This window comes from Citrobacter amalonaticus (assembly GCF_037053465.1).
GTDB lineage: Bacteria > Pseudomonadota > Gammaproteobacteria > Enterobacterales > Enterobacteriaceae > Citrobacter_A > Citrobacter_A amalonaticus_H.
Genome location: NZ_JBALIF010000001.1, coordinates 386,046 through 406,530, shown reverse-complemented (window position 1 = coordinate 406,530; position 20,485 = coordinate 386,046). Strand labels below are relative to the sequence as shown.

Sequence of the window (20,485 nt, the reverse complement as noted above, 5' to 3'; positions counted from 1 at the left end):
GAGACAATAAAAATGAAAACATCCACCGTCGTTGAAAATGCCGTTTACAGCAAAGTTACCCGTAGACTGATCCCGTTTCTGATCCTTTGTTACTTTTTTGCCTATCTTGACCGCGTCAACGTAGGCTTCGCCAAACTGCATATGCAGGATGCGCTCAATTTTAGCGACACAGTTTACGGACTGGGGGCGGGGATTTTCTTTATCGGCTACTTCCTGTTTGAACTGCCCAGCAATCTGTTGATGCAACGTTTCGGACCCCGTTTCTGGATCGCACGCATTATGGCGACCTGGGCCGTACTTTCGGCAGGAATGATGTTTGTTACCACCCCGACCCAGTTTTATGTCATTCGTTTTCTGCTTGGCGTCGCGGAGGCCGGTTTCTTTCCGGGCATCGTTTTTTATCTCACGCTGTGGTTTCCATCCTGGCGTTCTGCACGCACGCTGGGGTTATTTATCCTGGTGACGCCACTCTCCACTATAATCGGCAGCCCGCTTTCCGGTCTGATCCTTAAAACGTTCGAAGAGGTTGGCGGCCTGCATAACTGGCAGTGGCTGTTCCTGGTCGAAGCGCTACCCTCCTTCCTGCTGACATTTGTTGTGTTGCGTTACCTGGATAACGACGTAAGTTCAGCAAAATGGCTAAATGGCGCCGAAAAACAGGTGATTCTCGACGATATGGCGAAAGACGCCTTAAATCGTGCGCAACGTGCCAGCGGAAAGGTCGATACTTCCCTTGGCGCCATGTTCAAAAACGGTTATGTCTGGCTGCTGGCGCTGATCTTCTTTAGCTTCAATATTGGCTACTACGGCATTAACTTCTGGTTGCCCTCAATCATTAAAAGCTCCGGTATCAGTGATGATTTCCAGATTGGCTTACTCGCCGCCCTCCCCTATGTCTTTGGCGCAGTATTCATGGTCTGGAACAGCCGCCACTCTGATTTGAAACAGGAGCGCCGCTGGCATATCGCCATTCCCGCCATCATTGGCTGTGTGGGATTGACGCTGAGTGCATATTGCAGCGGTTCCACCTTCTGGATGATGACCTGGATCTGTCTGGCCATGTCCGGAACGCTGGCGTTAATCCCCACTTATATCAGCCTGCCAGGCGCGATGCTCTCAGGAACGGCAGCGGCGGCTGGCATTGCTATGGTGAATTCCGTCGGCAACCTCGCTGGTTTCTTTGGTCCAACGGTTCTTGGCTGGCTAAAGGACACCACGGGAAGCACCGATTCCGGGCTCTACATCCTTGCCGGTTTTCTCCTTCTGTGCGCGCCACTGATTTTGACGATACCGGCCAGGCTTGCCAATCCCTCGCGACAAGACGCCTCACAGGAAACCACCGTTCAGACCGACAACGACCATCTGTTTAATTAATGATTGTGAAAGAGACGATTATGAAGAGTGAATGTGGAGGATGTGCCCATTGCGGCACGCATTTCAGCCCAATCCTCGAGGGTGACGATGGCGCACTGAAACGCGCCCTGTACAAATCCATGGGCCATACGGACGAGCAATTGCGCCGTCCGGTCATTGCGGTAGTGAATAGCTACACCAACGCCACCGCAGGACACGCGAACCTTAACGAGCTCACCGCCCATGTCCTCAAAGGCATTGATGAGGCGGGCGGCATCGGCATGGTATTTGGCACCATCGCCCCTTGCGATGGTATTGCCGAAGGACATTTGGGAATGCGCTACATTCTCGCCGCACGTGAAGTGATCACCATGTCCATTGAAAGCATGATGCGCGCCCACCGTTTCGACGGCATGGTGTTGCTTGGTTCCTGCGACAAAATCGTGCCCGCGATGTTAATGGCCGCCGCACGCCTCGACGTCCCTGCCATCATGGTCAACGGCGGGCCTATGTATCCGGCCGAATACAAAGGGAAGCACTGGGACGGCAACATCGTCACGGAAGCCATCGGCTGGAAAAAACGTGGCGAGATTGACGAGGCCGAGTTTGCGCATATTGAAAATATTGCTGAACCGGGGCCGGGTTCCTGCACCATGTATGGCACGGCTAACACCATGTGCAGTATCGCTGAAGTCTTAGGGATGAGCCTGCCGGGCAGCAGCATGTTGCCCGCCATCTCTGAAGAAAGACGCCTCTGCGCTTACCAGACGGGCAAACAGGCGGTGACGCTGGTTCGCGAAGGCATTAACGCCCGCAAAATTATCACTGCAGAGGCGATTCACAACGCGATGGTTTATCTGCTGGCAACGGGCGGTTCAACCAATGCCATTCTGCATCTGCAGGCGATTCATTATGAAGCGGAACTCGGGCACCTGCCGCTGTCGGCATTTGATGAATTAAGCCATCACGTCCCGCTGGTCGCCTCGCTCTATCCGGCATCCGAGTACGACATGATTGATTTCTGGGAGGCGGGGGGCGTTCCCGCCGTGGAGCATGAAATCGCTGCGCTGATGAAGCCAAACGCCTTGACCGTCGTGGGTAAAACCAAGGGCGAACTCTTACAACAAGGGCATCGCTCGTCGCGACCGGAAGTGATTCATACGCTGGCTATTCCGGTTCGTAACGAGGCGGGGGTCGCCGTTCTGCACGGTAATTTATCGCCGCTGGGCTGTGTGGTAAAACCGGCTGCCGTGCCGGAAAACCTGATGAAATTCAGCGGCCCGGCGGTAGTATTCAACAGCGAACAGGAGTCAGTTGATGCGATCATGTCTGGCGAGATCCAGCCCGGTAGCGTCCTGGTCTTACGCTACGAAGGGCCAAAAGGCGGTCCGGGTATGCCGGAGATGTATAAACCAATGAAATGCCTGGAAGGGATGGGCTTATCTGACCGTTGCGCGCTGATCACCGACGGACGTTTTTCCGGCTCCAACCGTGGCCTGTTTGTCGGGCATATATCACCGGAAGCAACCGAAGGCGGCGCGCTGGGACTGGTAGAAAATGGCGACACCATCAGCATTGATATTCCAGCGCGTACCTTAACGCTGCATGTTGCAGAAGATATCCTGACTGCACGTCGCACATGCTGGCAGCCGGTGAAAAAAGAGGTACCTCGTGGATTTCTGCGTCTTTACCGGCGCTGGGCGTTACCTGCCGCACAAGGCGCTGTGCTGGCTGACCGGGAGGAGATGGAATGAGTGCCCCCTACACAGCAGCCGATATTTGCGGCGTTAATCCGATCGTTGCGATGCCCTTCACTTCGCAAGGCGAAATCGATGAGCTTAGTTTTGTGCGCCTGTTGGAACATCTCGCCAGCACCGGCGCTCACGGCGTTACGCTGTTTGGCATCGCCAGCGAGTTTCCTAAACTGGATGATTACGAGCGAGACAGACTGTCGCAACTCTTCATCAGCACGCTGGCTGGGGGATCACTGTATCGCGCGATGTCTGTTACCGATCACAGCACTGAACTTGCGGTCAAACGCGCCCGCCGTTACAGCGCGCTGGGTGCTGATGCGTTGATGTTACTGCCGCCGTTCTTTCTCTCGCCCAGCCCCCAGGCGGTTCAGGCGCATATCTCGGCTGTACTGGAAGCGGTTGATATTCCGGTAATGGTGCAATATGCGCCAGGGGAAACCGGACTGCCAATTCCCCCACAACAGCTTGCGGAAGTGGCTGAACGCTTTCCACACGCCGTCTTTAAAATTGAGTGTAATCCGCCGGTAGAGTACACGCGGGAGTTTTTGCGCTACGCACCACAGGCCAGCGTACTGAACGGTTATGCCGGGCTTTACATGTTAAAAATGCTTGAGGCGGGCGGCAAAGGCGTGATGCCAGGCTGTTCATTCAGCGAAGTTTATGTGCAGATTTACCGCCACTGGCAGGCCGGGGAATATCACCAGGCACAGACGCTCCACCAACGCTTATTGCCCTTTATCCAGCGCTGGATGAGCCACTGCGAATACATTATCCAGGTGGAAAAAACGCTACTGATGGCACGCGGCATTATTGCCACGGACTATTGCCGTCATCCGGGGTGGGCGTTAACAGATGCAGATCGCGTAGTGATTGATGATTTCCGTCAGGCGTTCGATTTACGCTGACGCCATTAAAAAAGGGGGCCAGCCCCCTTTTTTACTCGACTTCTCGAACATCGACACGCAGTTCTTTTGGAACCTCGAACACAATATTCTCTTCACGCCCTTCCAGCGGAATGGCTTCACCGCCGCCTAGCGCCTGCAAACGCGCGATCACGTTTTGCACCAGGATATCCGGCGCAGAAGCCCCCGCGGTGACACCGACGCATTTCGCCTCTTTCACCCAGGCTTCCTGAATATCGGTCGCGTCATCAATCAGAAACGCTGTTTTTCCCATCCGCTGCGCCAGTTCAGCCAGACGGTTGGAGTTCGACGAGTTTTTTGAGCCGACCACCAGCACCACATCCGCCTGTTCCGCCAGCGCGCGAACCGCCTCCTGACGATTAGTGGTGGCGTAGCAAATATCATCTTTGCGCGGCCCGACAATTTTCGGGAAACGCTGGCGTAAAGCATCAATCACATCCGACGTATCATCAACGGAGAGCGTGGTTTGCGTCATGAAGGAAAGCTTACCTTCGTTTTTCACATTCAGCGTCCAGACATCATCCGGAGATTCGACCAGGTACATGCCCCCTTCGGGGTTACTGTACTGGCCCATCGTGCCTTCCACTTCCGGGTGCCCGGCATGACCAATCAGGATCGACTCTTCACCACGGCGGCTGGCGCGCGCCACTTCCATATGCACTTTGGTTACCAGCGGACAGGTCGCGTCAAAGACGGTGAGATCGCGGCTTTTCGCCTCGTTACGTACCGCCTGAGAAACGCCGTGAGCGGAGAAGATCAGGATTGCGCCATCCGGCACTTCACTGATTTGTTCGATAAAAATAGCCCCGCGCTCACGCAGGCTGTCGACCACATAGCGGTTGTGTACCACTTCGTGGCGAACATAAATAGGCGCGCCGTAAATGGCCAGCGCGTTTTCAACAATGCTGATAGCGCGGTCTACACCTGCGCAAAAGCCGCGCGGGTTGGCCAACAGGATCTGCATGTTACGCCTCCAGTGCCGGATCGACTTCCAGCACTTCAATATCAAAATGAACGGTATGCCCGGCCAGCGGATGGTTGAAATCGACAGTGATCGAGTCACCGTTGATTTCGCGGATCACACCAGGCATCTCACTGCCGTCCATTGCGGTAAAGAGCATAATCGCCCCGATTTCAGGTTCGCCTGCGTCCATAAATTCACGGCGGGAGAAATACTGGATCAGGTCCGGGCTCGGGACACCAAACGCGGCGTCAGGCTCCAGGGAAAAGGCTTTTTTCTCACCCTCTTTCAGCCCAAGAAGCTGCTGCTCAAGACCTTCAGACAGCGAGGTATCGCCAAGACGAAACAGGGCCGGTTTGCCGTTATTGCGGGTGGATTCAGCCGTGGAGCCGTCATCCAGTTTCAACGTGAAGTGAACGAGAACCGCGCTGTTGCTCTGTACGGATTTAGACATGCAAATTGCTCACGTGTTTCGCCGTCTTGTTTGCCCGATGGCGCATACGCTTATCGGGCCTACAGAAAGCAAATTTTTGTAGGCCGGGTAAGCGAAACGCCACCCGGCATTTTATTACGCCTGCTTTTTCGGCAGGAAGCCTTCCAGCACAATCATCGCCGCACCGAGACAGATCGCACTATCGGCGAGGTTAAACGTAGCAAAGTGCCAGTCCCCGACGTAGAAATCGATCATATCGACCACGAAGCCGTGCCACAGACGGTCGAACAGATTCCCCAGCGCGCCGCCAATGATCAAGGCATAGGCGATGTTATTGAGCTTCTGTGTCGCTTTGGAACGGTACATCATCACCGTCAGAATGACACAGATGCCAATTGCGATACCGGCAAAAAACCAGCGCTGCCAGCCGCCGCTGTCGGCGAGGAAGCTGAACGCCGCGCCATAGTTACGCGCATAATGCAGATTAAGCGACGGGAACAGCGGCACCGTATCCCCCAGAGCAAAATTCTGGAGGATCAGGTATTTGCTGCCCAGATCGATAATCAGCACGACTACCACCAGCCACAGCCAGCGTAGCCCTGTTGAACAAAGAGGCTTAGTCATCAGGCAAACTTACGTTTTTCGCCGTCACCGGCGACGTTGCTGACACAGCGGCCGCAAATTTCTGCGTGTTCCGCTACCATGCCGACATCGGTCGTGTAATGCCAGCAACGCGGGCATTTATCACCTTCGGCTTTACTCAGGGCAACTTTCAGCCCTTTGAGCAGTTCGCTCTGCTGAGCGTCAGCAGAAGCGCCGGCATAGTCAGCGACTTTCGCGCCTGAGGTCAACAGGACAAATCGCAATTCATCGCCCAGTGCCGTCAGTTTCGCTGCCAGTTCAGGTTCCGCGTACAGGGTCACTGCCGCTTCCAGAGAACCGCCCACTTTCTTATCCGCACGCGCCTGTTCGATAACTTTGTTCACTTCGCCGCGAACTTTTAGCAGTTCGTCCCAGAAGCTATCGTTCATTGCTTCAGTATCAGCCAGACCGAACAGGCCTTCATACCATTCGCCAGTGAAAACATATTTTTCACGGTCGCCCGGCAGGTAACTCCAGATTTCATCTGCGGTGAAGGACATGATCGGCGCCATCCAGCGTACCAGCGCTTCCGCAATGTGGTACAGCGCAGTCTGGCAGCTACGGCGCGCTACACTGTCTGCTTTCGCGGTGTACTGACGATCTTTGATGATATCAAGATAGAACGAGCCCATTTCGACGGAGCAGAAACGCATCAGGCGCTGGACCACTTCGTGGAAATCATAGCTTTCGTAAGCGTTCAGGATATCTTCTTGCGCCGCTTTCGCGCAGCCCACCGCCCAGCGGTCCAGTACGACCATCTCTTCCGGTTTCACCATGTCTGTGGCCGGATTAAACCCGTTCAGGTTCGCCAGCAGGAAGCGCGCGGTGTTACGGATACGACGATAGCTGTCGGCTGCACGTTTGAGGATTTCGTCCGAAACGGCCATTTCGCCGGTGTAATCGGTCGAAGCCACCCACAGACGCAAAATATCCGCCCCCAGTTTGTTCATCACATCCTGCGGCGAAACGGTGTTGCCGATGGATTTGGACATCTTGCGACCCTGACCATCAACGGTAAAGCCGTGGGTCAGCACCTGGCGATATGGCGCTTTGCCTTTCATCGCGGTGGAGATCATCAGTGAAGACATAAACCAGCCGCGATGCTGGTCGGAACCTTCCAGATACATGTCCGCCGCATGACCGGCGAATTCCGGACGCACGTCGACAACGGACGCGTGCGTTGAGCCCGAATCAAACCAGACGTCCAGCGTATCCGGCACTTTCACGTATTGATCGGCGTCATCACCCAGAATGTCTCTCGGGTCGAGATCCCACCAGGCCTGAATACCGTCAACTTCAACGCGTTTGGCAACTTCTTCCATCAGTTCGATGGCGCGCGGGTGCAGCTCTTCAGTGTCTTTGTGAACGAACAGAGACATCGGCACGCCCCAGGTACGCTGACGGGAGATACACCAGTCAGGACGGTTGGCGACCATCGATTCAATGCGCGCCTGGCCCCAGTCCGGGATCCACTGCACGCCTTTGATCTCTTTCAGCGACTGCTCACGCAGACCTTTCTGATCCATGCTGATGAACCACTGCGGGGTCGCACGGAAGATGATCGGCGTCTTGTGCCGCCAGCAGCACGGATAGCTATGCTGCATTTTCTCAACGTGCAGCAGTGCGCCTTTTTCACGCAGCAGCTCCACGATCGCATCGTTCGCTTTAAAGACATTCACGCCATCCAGCGTCGGATACGTGCCAGGCAGATAGGCGCCGTCCGGCCCCACCGGGTTGGCAATCTCCAGACCGTATTTCAGGCTGATCGTGTAATCGTCAGGACCGTGACCACCGGCAGTGTGTACCGCACCAGTACCGGCATCCAGCGTCACGTGGTCGCCCAGGATCGCCGGAACATCGAAGTCCAGGAACGGGTGTTTGAAACGCAGCAGTTCAAGCGCGTCACCTTTTACGGTGCCCAGTACAGCGTAATCGGTGATATTCGCGCGTTTAAGCACGCTCTCAACCAGATCTTTTGCGAGGATCAGCGCCTGACCGTCAATCTGCACCAGCGCATATTCGAACTCACCGGAGAGGGAGATCGCACGGTTTGCAGGCAGCGTCCACGGCGTGGTCGTCCAGATAACCAGAGAGACCGGGCCGTTAACGGAAGTCACGCCGAATTTGGCTTTTACCGCCTCCTGATCGACAGCCTGGAAGGCAACATCAATAGAAGGCGAGGTCTTGTCGTAATACTCAACTTCCGCTTCCGCCAGCGCAGAACGGCAGTCAACGCACCAGTGCACTGGCTTCGCGCCTTTATGCAGGTGACCGTTGCCGATGATTTTGCCCAACGCACGGATGATGTTGGCTTCGGTTTTGAAGTCCATCGTCAGATACGGGTGAGACCAGTCGCCCAGTACGCCCAGACGGATAAAATCTTTGCGCTGACCGTCAACCTGCGCTGCGGCATATTCACGGCACTTCGCGCGGAATTCAGCGGCAGTAAATTTCTCACCCGGCTTACCGAATTCCTGCTCAACTTTTAGTTCGATCGGCAGACCATGACAATCCCAGCCAGGAACGTAAGGCGAGTCATATCCCGCGAGTCCTTTGGACTTCACGATAATGTCTTTCAGAATCTTGTTAACCGAGTGACCAATATGAATGCTGCCATTCGCATAAGGAGGGCCATCATGCAGAATGAAGGTTTTTTTGCCTTTTTTGGCCGCACGAATGATGCCGTACAGGTCATCATCAGTCCAACGCGCCAGCATTCCCGGTTCGCGTTTGGCGAGATCGCCACGCATCGGGAACCCTGTTTCCGGCAAATTCAGGGTTGATTTATAGTCACTCATCAGATTCTCAGTTCCGTATTTATCACGAAGGCATTTAAGCCGGTTTTGATAGCCCAAAAAAATCACGGGCAGTTAATTCATCTCGCGCAATTTGCGCTTTTAGCTCATCCAGCGAAGCGAATCGCTGTTCATTGCGTATTTTTTTACGCAGCACTACATCGATATGGCGACCATAGAGGTCCATTGCAACATCCAGCAAATGCACTTCTAACTGCTGGCGCACGCCCGAAACCGTCGGACGGGTGCCGATGTTCGCCACGCCGGGCAATGGCTTCTCGCCAAGCCCCATCACTTCTACCGCATAGACCCCTTTGACCGGGGATACCTGACGACGCAGCGGTAAATTTGCCGTCGGGAAACCAATGGTGCGTCCGAGCTCATCACCGTGGACAACACGGCCAGAGATAGTAAACGGATGACCTAACAGGCTTTCTGCGAGCGCCAGATTGTCCTGGGCAAGCGCCTGGCGCACAGCGGTGCTGCTGATACGCACCCCGCCTTCACAGAAGGTTTGGGTACTGGTGACATCAAAGCCATATTCCACGCCAGCCTTCTGTAATAACAAGAAATCGCCCGCGCGGCTAGCGCCAAAGCGGAAATCATCGCCCACCGCGAGAAATTGCACCCCAAGGCGCTTCACCAGCAGATCGCTGATAAAGGTCTGCGCCGTCAGCGCGGCAAAACGGCGGTCGAATCGAACGCAAAGCACATAATCCACGCCGCATTGCGCAAGATAACGCAGTTTTTCACGCAGACGGGTCAGACGCGCCGGTGCTTTCTCCGTCGCAAACAGTTCGAGCGGCTGCGGTTCAAAAATCATCACCATTACCGGTAAGCCACGCCTGCGCCCTTCTTCCTGCAAACCTTGCAGCAGCGCGCGATGACCACGGTGTACGCCGTCGAAATTACCAATAGTCAGCACACACCCGTGCGGGGCCTGACTGAGATTATGTATGCCGCGTATCAGCTTCATGTCTGGCTCAAAACAGTGAAAATCGCCAAAGTATACCTTGTACGGCGGTCAAGGTTAACCGACGATTGATGCAGCGAAACATAAAGCAGATGGATTTCATTACCCTGAGGCAAATACTGACGGGGCAATTCAATTTTTATCGCTGAAAAGCTGTATTCACAACCCGCAAGCTGGTAGAATCCTGCGCCATCACTACGTAACGAGCGCCGAGAGAGTAACGGCGCTTATTTGCACAAATCCATTGACAAAAGAAGGCTAAAAGGGCATATTCCTCGGCCTTTGAATTGTCCATATAGAACACATTTGGGAGTTGGACCTTGGCTAATATCAAATCAGCTAAGAAGCGCGCCGTTCAGTCTGAAAAGGCTCGTAAGCACAACGCAAGCCGTCGCTCTATGATGCGTACTTTCATCAAGAAAGTATACGCAGCTATCGAAGCTGGCGACAAAGCTGCTGCACAGAAAGCATTTAACGAAATGCAACCGATCGTGGACCGTCAGGCTGCTAAAGGTCTGATCCACAAAAACAAAGCTGCACGTCATAAGGCTAACCTGACTGCACAGATCAACAAACTGGCTTAATCGCCCGTTCGTTGTCGCTTTGTGAAAAACCCGCGCAAGCGGGTTTTTTTATGTCTGAACTATTTGTTCACTGGCGCAAACAGCGCCGAATAGTTTGCATTACAGATACGTTGCACCGCCGGATGCTGGATCATTCTTTCCGCAAATATGGCATGGTATTCCTCCATCACATTCTCCACACGTCCAATCTCGACGACCGATTCATCGGCGTAAAAATCATGAGCATAGAGCGAGGGAGCGACAAAAATGGCGTTATGTGTGGCGCCAAACGCTTTCATCAGCGCCGCATCATCAAATTCCCCGAGGATTTCCACCTTCAATCCCTGCGAGTTAAACCAGTTCAGCAGCTTACGTCCTAACATAGAGCGTCTGCCGGGGATCAACAGGCGCCGCTCCTCAAGGCAAGCCGGGAAGGGTTTTTCCGGTAACGGCTGGGTACACCAGAAGCTGACGCTGCACTCACCAATCTTCACCGAAAACAGCCCTTCCTGCTGTGTCGAATCAATCGGGCAGTCTGAGATAATCATGTCCAGCTTATGCTGGCTGAGCTGTTCGAGCAGCATTTCGTGGGTCGATTCAAAACAGCGCAGGTGGATTTGCTCACCTTCTACCACAGCCGCATCTAATACGTTGCTCACCAGCCGTTTTGACAACGCGTCCGCCACGCCAACGTCAAAGAGCAGGTTGGACTCTTTGCGGTAGTTCACAATATCCAGCATCTCCTGGCTTAGGGTAAACATTTTATCCGCATAGCGAAAAACCAGTTCACCAAGTTCGCTGGGCTCCAGCCCACGCCCCTTTCGCTTGAACAATTTGCCCTGCAGGCGTTCCTCAAGCGCTTTAATCTGACCAGTGATGGTCTGCGGCGTTAAGTACAGCGCCTCCGCTGCACCCACTACAGATCCCTCTTTATAAACGTGCCAGAAGTAATAAAGATGGTTGTAGTTAATATGAGACATACTTTCTCTTCCTGATAAATGTCACAAAGGGGCGCCAGAACGGGCTCCCCTGTTATCTCGCCCTAATTAAATTGACGGGCGTAAACGCGCGCGCAGCCAGCCATAACCAATCACTGCCGACAGCAAGGAACCAATCAGGATCCCCAGCTTCGCCCAGTTAATCAGCGCCGGATCCACGCTGCCAAAGGCCAGGCTGGCAATAAAGATCGACATCGTAAAGCCGATACCGCACAGAATGCCGACCGCCATGATTTGTGAGAACGTCGTCCCCTGCGGCAGTTGCGCCAGTTTCAGACGCAGCGCCAGCCAGCAAAACAGACTGATCCCCAGAGGCTTACCAATCAGCAGGCCCGCGATAATGCCGAGCGGCAGAATCGAGGTCAGCCCGTCAATCGTCACGCCCTGCAGGGAGACGCCCGCGTTAGCAAAAGCGAACAGCGGCAAAATTAGATACGCCACCCACGGATGCAGCACATGTTCCAGGCGTTTTGCCGGGGAACGCCCATGCTTCTCTTTAAGCGGAATAAAGAACCCGACGATAACACCCGCCAGCGTGGCATGGACGCCGGATTTCAGCACCGCTGTCCACAGTATTGCGCCGACCAGGATATACACGCCCGTACGCCGTACACCACACAGATTCAGCAGCGCCAGAATCACAATCGCAAACGCCGCAACGCCCAGTGAAACCATCGACAGGTCGTTGGTATAGAACAGCGCGATAATCACAATCGCACCGAGATCGTCAATTATCGCCAACGCCATCAGGAAAATTTTCAGTGCCAGCGGAACCCGGCTGCCAAGCAGAGCCAGCACGCCGAGCGCAAAGGCGATATCCGTCGCCGCCGGGATCGCCCACCCTTCACGGGTAATCGGATCGGCATAGTTGAAGGCCAGATACAGCAACGCTGGCACAATCATGCCGCCAATGGCAGCAATCACCGGGAACGCCGCCTGTCGCAAACTGGCCAGAGAGCCCTGCATCAGCTCGCGCTTCACCTCAAGACCAATCAACAGGAAAAACACCGCCATCAGGGCATCGTTAATCCATAACAGCATGTTTTTATTGATCTCAAGCGCGCCGACGCGCAACTGAACCGGCGTATCCAGGAAAGCGTGATACCATCCACTGGTCACGCCCATATTGGCCATCAGCATGGCCATTGCAGCGGCGATGATAAGAATGATGCCCCCGGAGGCATCGCTGCTAAAGAATCGGTGCAGATGTTTCACTTTTTATTCTCTCAATCGGGTGAATACTTCGTAATAACTATCATACTCCGCATGAATCTTCGTTAAAATTAGATTATTTATGATGAACAGATCGAATATAACGAACAATAAAGAAAACAAAAAAGCCTGAGATCTCGCAATCCCAGGCTTTTGTTTTGGCGAATCGGCTTAACCCGATTAACGGGTCAAATCGTCAAAGAACTTTTTCACGCCGTCAAAGAAGCTCTTGGAGCGCGGGCTGTTCTTCTCTCCCGTCGGGCCGCCAAAGCTATCCTGCAAATCTTTAAGCAACTGTTTCTGCTTGTCGTTCAGACCGACCGGCGTTTCGACAACGACACGGCAAAGCAAATCGCCCTGCGCACCACCACGTACAGATTTCACGCCTTTGCCGCGCATACGGAACAGTTTTCCGGTCTGCGTTTCGCCGGGCACTTTCAGGTTCACTCGTCCATCCAGCGTCGGAACTTCAATCTCACCGCCCAGCGCCGCCATCGCAAAGTTGATCGGTACTTCACAGTACAGGTTGTTGCCTTCACGTTCGAAGATAGGATGCTGTTTCACCTGTACCTGAACGTACAAATCCCCTGCCGGTGCGCCGTGCTCGCCCGCTTCACCTTCACCTGACAGACGAATGCGGTCGCCCGTATCCACACCTGCCGGAATTTTTACCGACAGCGTTTTGCTCTTCTCTACACGACCATGACCGTGGCACTTGTTGCACGGATCTTTGATTAGCGTACCGCGCCCCTGACAGTGCGGACAGGTCTGCTGCACGGCAAAGAAGCCCTGGCGCATCTGCACCTGACCGGAGCCATGACAGGTCGGACAGGTCTGCGGCTGAGTTCCCGCTTTCGCGCCACTGCCGTGGCAAACGTCGCACTCTTCCAGCGTTGGAATGCGGATCTCTTTGGTCACGCCACGTACGGCTTCTTCCAGAGTGAGATCCATGTTGTAACGTAAATCGGCCCCACGCGCAGCACGTTGACGACCCCGACCACCGCCGAAGATATCGCCAAAAACGTCACCAAAGATATCGCTGAAGTCAGCGCCGCCACCAAAACCGCCGCCGCCCATGCCACCCTGCTCAAATGCAGCGTGACCGTACTGGTCGTAGGCCGCGCGTTTTTGCGAGTCGGTCAGAACTTCATACGCTTCTTTGATCTCTTTAAATTTCGCTTCGGCCTCTTTATCGCCCTGGTTGCGGTCCGGGTGATATTTCATGGCCAGGCGCTTATAAGCCTTTTTGATTTCACGCTCTTCCGCTGATTTGGAAACGCCTAAAATCTCGTAATAATCTTTCTTTGCCATTGGTTTTTTTCAGCCCCTTAACATGCGAGCACGGGCGGAGAGGAAACCTCTTCGCCCGTGCCGATTAATTACCCTGCATCAGGGCGATTATTTTTTGTCTTTCACTTCTTCAAACTCAGCGTCGACAACATCGTCATCTTTCGCGTTGTTTGCGGAAGCATCAGCGCCACCCGCTTGCTGCTGTGCGTGCTGCTGCTGTGCGATTTCCATCAGTTTCTGGGAAACCTGGGCCAACTCCTGCATTTTCGCTTCAATAGCCGCTTTGTCTTCGCCTTTCAGCGCGGTTTCCAGTGCAGTCAGCGCAGACTCGATAGCGGTTTTGTCGTCAGCCGGCAACTGGTCGCCTGCTTCTTCAACCTGCTTACGGGTGCTGTGCAGCAGATGGTCGCCCTGGTTGCGGGTCTGTACCAGCTCTTCGAACTTACGGTCAGACTCGGCGTTCGCTTCTGCTTCACGAACCATTTTCTGAATTTCTTCTTCATTTAGGCCGGAAGATGCCTTGATGGTGATCTTCTGCTCTTTACCGCTGTTTTTGTCTTTCGCGGAAACGTGCAGGATACCGTCAGCATCGATATCGAAGGTCACTTCGATCTGCGGCATGCCGCGCGGTGCCGGGTTGATACCATCCAGGTTGAACTGACCCAGAGATTTGTTATCAGACGCACGTTTACGTTCACCCTGCAGCACATGGATAGTTACCGCAGACTGGTTGTCTTCAGCGGTAGAGAACACCTGGCTGTGCTTGGTCGGGATAGTGGTGTTTTTGTTGATCAGTGCAGTCATCACGCCGCCCATGGTTTCGATACCCAGAGACAGCGGGGTAACGTCCAGCAGCAGTACGTCTTTTACATCACCGGTCAGTACACCGCCCTGAACGGCAGCACCGATAGCCACTGCTTCATCCGGGTTAACGTCTTTACGCGGTTCTTTACCAAAGAACTCAGCCACTTTCTTCTGCACCATTGGCATACGCGTCTGACCACCGACAAGAATCACGTCGTTGATATCAGAAACAGACAGGCCAGCGTCCTGCAAAGCGACTTTCAGCGGCTCGATGGAACGGTTAACCAGATCTTCAACCAGGCTTTCCAGTTTCGCGCGCGTTACTTTGATGTTCATGTGTTTCGGACCGGTGGCATCTGCGGTGATGTACGGCAGGTTCACGTCGGTCTGCTGAGCAGAAGAAAGCTCGATTTTCGCTTTTTCTGCCGCTTCTTTCAGGCGCTGCATCGCCAGCGGATCGTTACGCAGGTCGATGCCCTGATCTTTCTTAAATTCTTCAACCAGATAGTTGATCATACGGCTGTCGAAGTCTTCACCACCCAGGTGGGTATCACCGTTGGTTGCCAGAACTTCGAAGGTTTTTTCGCCATCAACTTCGTCGATTTCGATAATAGAGATATCGAAAGTACCGCCACCGAGGTCATAAACCGCGATAGTACGGTTGCCGACTTCTTTGTCCAGACCATATGCCAGCGCAGCAGCCGTCGGTTCGTTGATGATACGTTTCACTTCCAGACCTGCGATACGGCCCGCGTCTTTGGTTGCCTGACGCTGAGCATCGTTAAAGTAAGCCGGTACAGTGATAACCGCTTCAGTTACCGGTTCACCCAGGTAATCTTCAGCCGTTTTCTTCATTTTCTTCAGCACTTCTGCCGAGATCTGCGGCGGAGCCATTTTCTGGCCTTTCACATCAAGCCATGCGTCGCCGTTGTCGGCGCCGATGATTTTGTACGGCATGATGGAAACATCGCGCTGAACTTCTTCGTCCTGGAAGCGGCGACCAATCAGGCGTTTAATCGCAAACAGGGTGTTTTGCGGGTTTGTCACTGCCTGACGTTTAGCCGGCTGACCAACCAGGGTTTCACCATCCTGGGTATAAGCAATAATAGAAGGCGTGGTGCGATCGCCCTCGGCGTTCTCCAGCACACGTGCCTGAGTCCCATCCATAATCGCTACACAAGAGTTGGTCGTACCCAGGTCGATACCAATAATTTTACCCATCTAAACGTCTCCACTAAAAATTCGGTCATCATGTGGTTGTGAGTCTGTAATAAGGGCGAAACGTGCGGTTTCAACTACCCTGATTCGTTTTTTTTCAGACTCACCACTGCGGTTGACTACTAAGTGGGGTCGTAACCCACTTCATCAAGGGGGGAATGAAAAAAATTTTTGCTTTTGTTGAAATAAAGCTGCCCGAACAAGTTGTGATAACGATCACGATAAAATTTCTCTCTTTTCCCGCGTCCAGATCATAGACAGCCACCTCGCCCCTGATTATTATGCCGCGCCCCGAACGGCGTCCTGCTTTCACGGGGAAACTATTTCACCATTCAATCAATGATGATTTTGAGGATTTATGGGCAACACTAAGTTGGCTAACCCGGCACCGCTGGGCCTGATGGGCTTCGGCATGACCACCATTCTGCTTAACCTGCATAACGCCGGTTTTTTCGCCCTGGACGGTATTATTCTTGCGATGGGTATTTTCTACGGCGGGATCGCGCAAATTTTTGCCGGTCTGCTGGAATATAAGAAAGGCAACACCTTCGGGTTAACCGCATTCACCTCTTACGGCTCCTTCTGGCTGACGCTGGTGGCTATCCTGCTGATGCCGAAAATGGGTCTGACTGAGGCGCCGAACGCGCAGTTCCTCGGCGCGTATCTCGGTCTGTGGGGTGTGTTCACGCTGTTTATGTTCTTCGGTACACTGACAGGCGCGCGCGCACTGCAGTTCGTCTTCCTGAGTCTGACGGTTCTGTTTGCCCTGCTGGCAGTTGGTAACATCGCGGGTAACGCAGCCGTGATTCATTTTGCCGGCTGGATTGGCCTGGTGTGTGGCGCGAGCGCTATTTACCTGGCGATGGGTGAAGTGCTGAACGAACAGTTTGGCCGCACTATCCTGCCGATTGGTGAAAAGCACTGATCATCCGTATCCCCCCGCATCGGGGGGATATTTTTTACTGTGATAGCTCTGTATGCAGCGTCGAATCGCGGTAATACCCATTCTGTCACAACCGAATCCCCCTAATCCCATCAGCCCCTATAGCAGGCACAACTGCCGGGAATACGCCCGGCCGGGAATACCTCACCGGGTACCGCAGCAAAAAGACGAAGATGATGAAGTCTTAAACTCAGTCAGTTGTATCGCGACGTGCGTTTTTAGGGCGAAAAGATGCTACGATTTCCGGCGCAGTTTCGACATATGGCCCTTCAAGAAGCTGTATACAATACGGTACGCTTGCAAAGATTCCTGCCACAACGACATTCCCCTCTGCATCTTTTACCCCCTCCAGGGTTTCTTTAATCGATTTCGGCTGGCCGGGTAAATTGAGGATTAACGCCTGCTTGCGGATCACCCCTACCTGACGGGACAGAATCGCTGTAGGGACAAAATGCAGGCTAATCTGGCGCATCTGTTCGCCAAAACCGGGCATCTGGCGATCGGCAACCGCGAGGGTGGCATCGGGAGTCACATCGCGGCGCGCAGGACCGGTGCCTCCGGTAGTCAGCACCAAATGACAGCTCATCTCGTCCACCAGTTCACACAGCGTTTGCTCAATAATGGCCTGTTCGTCAGGAATCAGGCGCGTCTGCACCTCAAAAGGGGTGGTCAGCGCTGCGGATAACCACTCTTCCAGAGCCGGGATACCTTTATCCTGATAGACACCGCTGGAAGCGCGGTCAGAAATGGAAACTAAGCCAATACGTAAGGTGTTCATGATTATTCCGTTTAAACAGTCTCGTTAACCAGAATGATACACTGCGAAAGGAAGGACAGACAGAGGTCAGAAGAGGTAGCGTGACCGGCAAACCGCCCACGCTACGAAGACAGAAATGATTACAGCAGATCGCCGATCATTTTTTCGAGTTTTTCCTGGTCGACAGCAAACTTACGGATACCGTCCGCCAGTTTGTCTACCGCCATTGGATCCTGGTTATGCTGCCACAGGAACTCAGACTCAGTGATACGTTCCGGACGGGCTTTCACTTCGCCAGAGAAAGAGAGTTTGCGCTCGATAGCGCCTTCGCTTTCCGCCAGCTCTTTCAGCAGTGCCGGAGCGATGGTCAGGCGGTCACAGCCAGCCAGCTCAAGGATTTCACCGACGTTGCGGAAGCTTGCGCCCATCACAACGGTCTCGTAACCGTGCTGTTTGTAGTACTCGTAGATTTCCGTTACGGAAACCACACCCGGATCTTCTGCCGGCGCATACTCTTTCTTGTCGGTATTGGCTTTATACCAGTCAAGAATACGACCCACAAACGGGGAGATCAGGAACACGCCCGCTTCAGCACATGCGCGCGCCTGTGCGAAGGAGAACAGCAGCGTCAGGTTACAGTTAATGCCTTCTTTTTCCAGTTGCTCCGCCGCGCGAATGCCCTGCCAGGTTGAAGCCAGTTTGATCAGAATACGATCGTTGCTGATACCGGCATCGTTATACAACTTAATGATGCGCTTCGCTTTGGCGATAGAGGCCTCGGTGTCATAGGACAGGCGAGCATCCACTTCTGTGGAGATACGACCCGGAACCAGTTTCAGGATCTCCAGACCGATATTCACGGCCAGTTTGTCGGTCGCGTCCACAATCTGTTGTGCGCGATCGCTGCTCTGCTGTTTCGCCCAGGCAACAGCATCGTCAATCAACTTACGGTATTCCGGGATCTGCGCTGCGTTAAGAATGAGAGAAGGGTTGGTTGTGGCATCCTGCGGCTGATACAGCTTCATTGCCGCGATGTCTCCGGTGTCGGCCACCACGGTGGTGAACTGACGAAGGGAGGTCAATTTGTCCGTCATGATAGTGTGTCTCTTTAAACAGCTTGTTAGGGGGATGTAACCGGTCTGCCCTGATGATAACACGACGCAGTGACAGCGCAACCGCAGACAATACAGTTAACGGTTTACAGCACCTGCGGGAAAAAACTGATTGGCCTTGATGTGACACGCCATTCGTGGTCTCTCTCATGTATGATACAGAGTCGCTACCGATTGCCAGACTGCGTATATACTCATCAACAATAAGTAGCGCTTACACAGGGTGTGTTTTAGCTTACCGGCAGCAACAAGAGGGATGTTAATGCCTGACTTTTTCACGTTTATCAATGATGTGCTCTGGGGATCGGTGATGATCTACCTGCTCTTCGGTGCAGGGTGCTGGTTTACCTGGCGCACAGGGTTCGTGCAATTTCGCTATATTCGCCAGTTTGGCAGAAGTCTTAAAAACAGCATCAACCCGCAACCTGGCGGGTTAACTTCCTTTCAGTCGCTCTGCACCAGCCTTGCCGCGCGTATCGGTAGCGGCAACATGGCGGGCGTGGCGCTGGCGATTACCGCAGGCGGACCCGGGGCGGTTTTCTGGATGTGGGTCACCGCAGTGATTGGCATGGCGACATCCTTTGCTGAATGCTCTCTTTCACAACTCTACAAAGAGCGCGATCGCCACGGACAATTTCGCGGTGGCCCTGCGTGGTATATGGCGCGCGGTTTAGGCATGCGCTGGATGGGGGTGTTGTTCGCCATCTTCCTGCTCATCGCCTACGGACTGGTTTTCAATAGCGTCCAGGCCAACTCCGTCTCCCGCGCGATGAAATTCGCTTTCGATTTTCCGCCGGTTATCACCGGCATTGTGATGGCGTTTGCGGCCCTGCTGGTTATCATTCGGGGAATTAAAGCCGTTGCACGGATGATGCAGTGGTTCGTTCCCGTAATGGCGCTGCTCTGGGTCACTACCAGCCTGGTCGTTTGTCTGCTCAACGTTGAACAACTGCCTGAAGTCATTATTTCCATCGTTAAAAGCGCATTCGGCTGGCAAGAGGCGGCAGGCGGCGTGGCGGGATACACACTGAGCCAGGCGATAACCAGCGGTTTTCAACGCAGCATGTTCTCTAACGAGGCGGGGATGGGGTCTACGCCCAACGCGGCAGCAGCAGCGGCATCCTGGCCCCCCCACCCTGCGGCACAAGGCATTGTGCAAATGATCGGCATTTTTATCGACACCATGATCATCTGTAGCGCAACCGCCATGCTGGTTTTACTGGCGGGAAATGGCACCACCTATGCGCCAATGGAAGGCATTCAACTGGTGCAAAAAGCGATGAACGCGTTAATAGGCGGTTGGGGTGCCGCATTTGTCGCGATCATCGTGATTATGTTCGCCTTCAGCTCCATCGTGGTGAATTACATTTATGCGGAAAACAATCTGTACTTTCTGAACCTGGACAACAAGCGGGCAATCTGGGCATTGCGTATCGCCACCTGCTCAACCGTGATTGCCGGGACGTTGCTCAGCTTCCCGCTATTGTGGCAACTGGCCGATATTATTATGGCCTGCATGGCAATCACTAACCTGACGGCGATCCTGCTGTTGTCGCCGGTGGTTCATACTCTCGCCAGCGACTATTTGCGCCAACGAAAACTGGGAGTTCGCCCGGTGTTTGATCCGTTGCGCTATCCGGATATTGAACAGCAACTGGCCCCTGATGCCTGGGACGACCTCACGCAAGACTAATCACAACTATCGATCAACTCTGTCGCGTTTTTTGCTACAGTCGCAGTAAATTTCCTGCAAG

General features: G+C 53.8%; 17 protein-coding genes and 1 pseudogene. 6 read left to right on the top strand and 12 right to left on the bottom strand.

What is annotated here, in order from left to right:
• Positions 1 to 12: 12 nt before the first annotated feature.
• The 3 genes from WB371_RS01905 to WB371_RS01895 are packed head-to-tail and all read left to right on the top strand — an operon-like array spanning position 13 to position 4,012.
• Positions 13 to 1,374, top strand: coding sequence for an MFS transporter (locus tag WB371_RS01905; protein ID WP_336218430.1), 1,362 nt, complete (start codon positions 13 to 15; stop codon positions 1,372 to 1,374).
• A 20-nt stretch (positions 1,375 to 1,394) separates the two neighbouring features.
• Positions 1,395 to 3,107, top strand: a complete 1,713-nt coding sequence (ilvD, locus tag WB371_RS01900; RefSeq protein WP_336218429.1) for a dihydroxy-acid dehydratase — start codon at positions 1,395 to 1,397, stop codon at positions 3,105 to 3,107.
• On the top strand, positions 3,104 to 4,012 hold the full coding sequence (locus tag WB371_RS01895; protein ID WP_336218428.1) for a dihydrodipicolinate synthase family protein: 909 nt from the start codon (positions 3,104 to 3,106) through the stop codon (positions 4,010 to 4,012). Before ilvD ends, WB371_RS01895 begins: the two co-directional genes overlap by 4 nt.
• Before the next feature lie 31 nt (positions 4,013 to 4,043).
• Here WB371_RS01895 and ispH read toward each other — a convergent pair whose 3' ends face one another.
• From ispH to WB371_RS01865, 6 genes and pseudogenes are all read right to left on the bottom strand, one after another.
• Entirely contained in the window at positions 4,044 to 4,994 is a 951-nt protein-coding gene (gene ispH, locus WB371_RS01890; RefSeq protein WP_336218427.1) for a 4-hydroxy-3-methylbut-2-enyl diphosphate reductase, read from the bottom strand.
• Between the two features lies 1 nt (position 4,995).
• Positions 4,996 to 5,445 (bottom strand): FKBP-type peptidyl-prolyl cis-trans isomerase, encoded by a 450-nt coding sequence (gene fkpB / locus WB371_RS01885; RefSeq protein WP_336218426.1) that lies wholly within the window; start codon positions 5,443 to 5,445, stop codon positions 4,996 to 4,998.
• A gap of 114 nt (positions 5,446 to 5,559) precedes the next feature.
• Entirely contained in the window at positions 5,560 to 6,048 is a 489-nt protein-coding gene (lspA, locus tag WB371_RS01880) for a signal peptidase II (protein ID WP_336218425.1), read from the bottom strand.
• A complete protein-coding gene (gene ileS / locus WB371_RS01875; protein ID WP_336218424.1) occupies positions 6,048 to 8,864 on the bottom strand; it encodes an isoleucine--tRNA ligase in 2,817 nt (938 codons plus the stop codon). The genes lspA and ileS overlap by 1 nt, the downstream gene beginning before the upstream one ends.
• A 34-nt stretch (positions 8,865 to 8,898) precedes the next feature.
• Positions 8,899 to 9,837 (bottom strand): bifunctional riboflavin kinase/FAD synthetase, encoded by a 939-nt coding sequence (gene ribF / locus WB371_RS01870; protein ID WP_336218423.1) that lies wholly within the window; start codon positions 9,835 to 9,837, stop codon positions 8,899 to 8,901.
• Positions 9,838 to 9,844: 7 nt separating this feature from the next.
• A pseudogene (locus WB371_RS01865) lies at positions 9,845 to 10,046 on the bottom strand (DUF2575 domain-containing protein); the annotation flags it as partial.
• A gap of 108 nt (positions 10,047 to 10,154) precedes the next feature.
• Between WB371_RS01865 and rpsT the strand changes: the two are divergent.
• Positions 10,155 to 10,418, top strand: coding sequence for a 30S ribosomal protein S20 (gene rpsT / locus WB371_RS01860; RefSeq protein ID WP_002887965.1), 264 nt, complete (start codon positions 10,155 to 10,157; stop codon positions 10,416 to 10,418).
• Positions 10,419 to 10,477: 59 nt separating this feature from the next.
• On the opposite strand, the gene nhaR is transcribed toward rpsT, so the two are convergent.
• The 4 genes from nhaR to dnaK form a co-directional block, all read right to left on the bottom strand.
• The gene (gene nhaR, locus WB371_RS01855) at positions 10,478 to 11,377 is read right to left on the bottom strand and encodes a transcriptional activator NhaR (protein ID WP_336218422.1); all 900 of its coding nucleotides are present in this window, start codon (positions 11,375 to 11,377) and stop codon (positions 10,478 to 10,480) included.
• Between the two features lie 66 nt (positions 11,378 to 11,443).
• Positions 11,444 to 12,610, bottom strand: a complete 1,167-nt coding sequence (nhaA, locus tag WB371_RS01850) for a Na+/H+ antiporter NhaA (protein ID WP_336218421.1) — start codon at positions 12,608 to 12,610, stop codon at positions 11,444 to 11,446.
• A 177-nt stretch (positions 12,611 to 12,787) separates the two neighbouring features.
• Entirely contained in the window at positions 12,788 to 13,918 is a 1,131-nt protein-coding gene (gene dnaJ / locus WB371_RS01845) for a molecular chaperone DnaJ (RefSeq protein ID WP_336218420.1), read from the bottom strand.
• An 87-nt stretch (positions 13,919 to 14,005) separates the two neighbouring features.
• Entirely contained in the window at positions 14,006 to 15,922 is a 1,917-nt protein-coding gene (gene dnaK, locus WB371_RS01840; protein ID WP_336218419.1) for a molecular chaperone DnaK, read from the bottom strand.
• Positions 15,923 to 16,277: 355 nt separating this feature from the next.
• Between dnaK and satP the strand changes: the two genes are divergently transcribed.
• Positions 16,278 to 16,844 (top strand): acetate uptake transporter, encoded by a 567-nt coding sequence (gene satP, locus WB371_RS01835; protein ID WP_336218418.1) that lies wholly within the window; start codon positions 16,278 to 16,280, stop codon positions 16,842 to 16,844.
• Positions 16,845 to 17,052: 208 nt separating this feature from the next.
• Here the strand turns inward: satP and mog are convergent, their stop codons facing one another.
• Both mog and tal read right to left on the bottom strand, forming a co-directional pair.
• Entirely contained in the window at positions 17,053 to 17,640 is a 588-nt protein-coding gene (gene mog / locus WB371_RS01830; protein ID WP_336218417.1) for a molybdopterin adenylyltransferase, read from the bottom strand.
• 119 nt (positions 17,641 to 17,759) lie between these two features.
• The gene (gene tal / locus WB371_RS01825; RefSeq protein WP_336218416.1) at positions 17,760 to 18,713 is read right to left on the bottom strand and encodes a transaldolase; all 954 of its coding nucleotides are present in this window, start codon (positions 18,711 to 18,713) and stop codon (positions 17,760 to 17,762) included.
• A gap of 280 nt (positions 18,714 to 18,993) precedes the next feature.
• Here tal and WB371_RS01820 point away from each other — a divergent pair, with 280 nt between their 5' ends.
• On the top strand, positions 18,994 to 20,424 hold the full coding sequence (locus WB371_RS01820) for a sodium:alanine symporter family protein (protein WP_336218415.1): 1,431 nt from the start codon (positions 18,994 to 18,996) through the stop codon (positions 20,422 to 20,424).
• Positions 20,425 to 20,485: the final 61 nt, after the last annotated feature.

Bases quoted from the DNA above. Each gene is read 5' to 3' on its own strand.
- WB371_RS01905 (WP_336218430.1), top strand. From the start codon at position 13: ATGAAAACATCCACCGTCGTTGAAAATGCCGTTTACAGCAAAGTTACC.
- ilvD (WP_336218429.1), top strand. From the start codon at position 1,395: ATGAAGAGTGAATGTGGAGGATGTGCCCATTGCGGCACGCATTTCAGC.
- WB371_RS01895 (WP_336218428.1), top strand. From the start codon at position 3,104: ATGAGTGCCCCCTACACAGCAGCCGATATTTGCGGCGTTAATCCGATC.
- ispH (WP_336218427.1), bottom strand. From the start codon at position 4,994: ATGCAGATCCTGTTGGCCAACCCGCGCGGCTTTTGCGCAGGTGTAGAC.
- fkpB (WP_336218426.1), bottom strand. From the start codon at position 5,445: ATGTCTAAATCCGTACAGAGCAACAGCGCGGTTCTCGTTCACTTCACG.
- lspA (WP_336218425.1), bottom strand. From the start codon at position 6,048: ATGACTAAGCCTCTTTGTTCAACAGGGCTACGCTGGCTGTGGCTGGTG.
- ileS (WP_336218424.1), bottom strand. From the start codon at position 8,864: ATGAGTGACTATAAATCAACCCTGAATTTGCCGGAAACAGGGTTCCCG.
- ribF (WP_336218423.1), bottom strand. From the start codon at position 9,837: ATGAAGCTGATACGCGGCATACATAATCTCAGTCAGGCCCCGCACGGG.
- nhaR (WP_336218422.1), bottom strand. From the start codon at position 11,377: ATGTCTCATATTAACTACAACCATCTTTATTACTTCTGGCACGTTTAT.
- dnaJ (WP_336218420.1), bottom strand. From the start codon at position 13,918: ATGGCAAAGAAAGATTATTACGAGATTTTAGGCGTTTCCAAATCAGCG.
- dnaK (WP_336218419.1), bottom strand. From the start codon at position 15,922: ATGGGTAAAATTATTGGTATCGACCTGGGTACGACCAACTCTTGTGTA.
- satP (WP_336218418.1), top strand. From the start codon at position 16,278: ATGGGCAACACTAAGTTGGCTAACCCGGCACCGCTGGGCCTGATGGGC.
- mog (WP_336218417.1), bottom strand. From the start codon at position 17,640: ATGAACACCTTACGTATTGGCTTAGTTTCCATTTCTGACCGCGCTTCC.
- tal (WP_336218416.1), bottom strand. From the start codon at position 18,713: ATGACGGACAAATTGACCTCCCTTCGTCAGTTCACCACCGTGGTGGCC.
- WB371_RS01820 (WP_336218415.1), top strand. From the start codon at position 18,994: ATGCCTGACTTTTTCACGTTTATCAATGATGTGCTCTGGGGATCGGTG.